This window comes from Mycobacterium sp. MFM001, assembly GCF_003402475.1.
GTDB lineage: Bacteria > Actinomycetota > Actinomycetes > Mycobacteriales > Mycobacteriaceae > Mycobacterium.
The window spans coordinates 1-2,262 of the sequence record NZ_BFAB01000035.1; the positions used below are offsets into that span (position 1 = coordinate 1).

Genomic DNA, 2,262 nt, shown 5'->3' on the forward strand with positions numbered 1-2,262 from the left:
AATGTCGTGCAGCCAGCGCACGATCGGCGTCGCGACCACCGGCCCGACACCCTCGTCGACCACGCCGGCCACGCCGTCGGTCGCGCCGGCCACCCGGGCCAGCCGGGCGACGGTCTGCTCGACGAAAACATCGCGCGGACGACACACCAGCCCGGCGGCACGAGCCCGTGCCACCACCTGCATCGAAGAAATGCTGTCGCCGCCGAGCTCGAAGAACGAGTCGTCGACGCCGACCCGCTCCAGGCCGAGCACCTGGGCGTAGATGCCGGCCAGGATCTCCTCGACCGCGTTGGACGGGGCGCGGTACCGCTCGACGCCGGTGTATTCCGGTGCCGGTAGGGCGCGGGTATCGAGTTTGCCGTTAGGCGTCAGCGGCAGCGCATCGATCATCATGACCGCGGCCGGCACCATGTAGGCGGGCAACCGCTCGGCCAGCTGGGTGCGGATACCGACCGGATCGGCGGTGCCGGTGACGTAACCCACCACGCGCTTGTCGCCGGGTCGGTCCTCGCGGGCGATCACCACCGCGTGCTCCACCCCATCCAAACCACTCAATGCCGCCTGGACTTCACCGAGCTCGATGCGATACCCGCGGATCTTGACCTGCTCATCGGCGCGCCCCACATACGCCAGCTGCCCATCAGCACCCCAGCACACCAAATCCCCGGTGCGATACATCCGTGTCCCCGTGCCCCCGAACGGGCACGCCACAAACCGCGACGCCGTCAACGGACCCCGGCCCACATATCCACACGCCACGCCGCGACCGGCCACATACAACTCGCCGACCACCCCGGCCGGTACCGGACGCAACCAGCCATCGAGCACAAACAACGCCGCGCCGGGCACCGGCGAGCCGATCGGTGGCACCCCCGACCCCGCTGTCAGTGAAGCACTGATCGCCACACACATCGTGGTCTCCGTCGGACCGTAGGCGTTGACCATCACCCGCCCCGGCGCCCAGCGGTCCACCACCTCGGCAGGGCACGCCTCAGCGACCACCACCAACGCCACCGCATCCAACCCCTCCGGCGGCAACATCCTCACCGCCGACGGCGTTTGGGTCAATACGCTGACATGTTCACCAATCAGCAAGGCGTGCAAGTCCTCCGGTGTGTGCGCCACCTCGTCGGGCACCACCACCGTGCGGCCGCCCCGCAGCAGCGCACCGAAGATCTCCCACACCGAGACGTCAAACGCCAAGGAGTGACTAAGCGTCCACACCCCTGCCGGCGGCAGACCCGCATCCAACGACTCCAACAGCTGGGTCACGTTGTGGTGGGTGATGGCCACGCCTTTGGGCACCCCGGTGGTGCCCGAGGTGTAGATGAGGTAGGCAATATCCTCCGGCGACGGCGCCGACAGTGCGGTGCCAGGTTGGCCATCAATGGCCGGGTCATCGATATCGATGACTTGCAGATCAAACCCGTCCAGCCGCGACCGCAGACCCGCGGTGGTGATCGCCGCGACCGGCGCGGCATCATCAACCATGAACCCGATCCGCGCATCGGGATGCGCCGGATCGATCGGCACATACGCCGCCCCCGTCTTGAGCACCCCCAAGATCGCCACCACCGCCTCGGCCGAGCGCTCCAACAGCAGCGCCACCCGCTGCCCCGGGCCCGCACCAAGCCCAACCAGCAAGTGCGCCAACCGATTAGACGCCTCATCGAGTTCGCGATAGGTCGTTGAGCGGCCTTCGAAGCTGATCGCCACCGCATCCGGTGTGCGCGCCACCTGTGCGGCGAAGATTGCCGGAATCGACACCGGTGTAGCGGGTTGGGTCAATACCGCGCGGTTAGTGACCTCATCTAGGCGGGCGTGCTCACCCTCGTCGAGCAGATCGATCGACGACAGCCGCCGGGCCGGATCGACGGTCATCGCCACCAGCACCCGCTGCAACCGATCGCCTAACGCCCGAATGGTTTCTGCATCGAAAACATCGGTGCCGAAATCCAGCCGGAGTTCCAGTTCATCCCCAGGGACGGCTTGGATCGTAAGCGGGTAGTGGGTGGATTCGCGGGCGGTGAACTCGGTGATGGCCAGCTCGTGCTCGCCCGACAATGCCGCGGTGTCGATCGGGTAGTTCTCGTAGACGAAAACTGTGTCGAACAATTGGTCATGACCGGTGACGCGATGAATCTCGTTGAGCGCTAAGTGCTGATGCTCGAACGTGTCGTTATAGGCGCCCTGCAACTGATCAAGCAGATCGGCGGTGCTCGTTGTTGCTGTAATGTTCGCGCGCACGGGCACCGTATTGAT

Annotated in this window: 1 protein-coding gene; it reads right to left on the reverse strand. The window is 66.1% G+C overall.

Features of this window, described 5'->3' with window-relative positions; translation table 11 throughout:
• Nucleotides 1-2,262: non-ribosomal peptide synthetase (locus MFM001_RS24225; RefSeq protein ID WP_116377758.1), on the reverse strand; the 2,262-nt coding region annotated here is incomplete at both ends.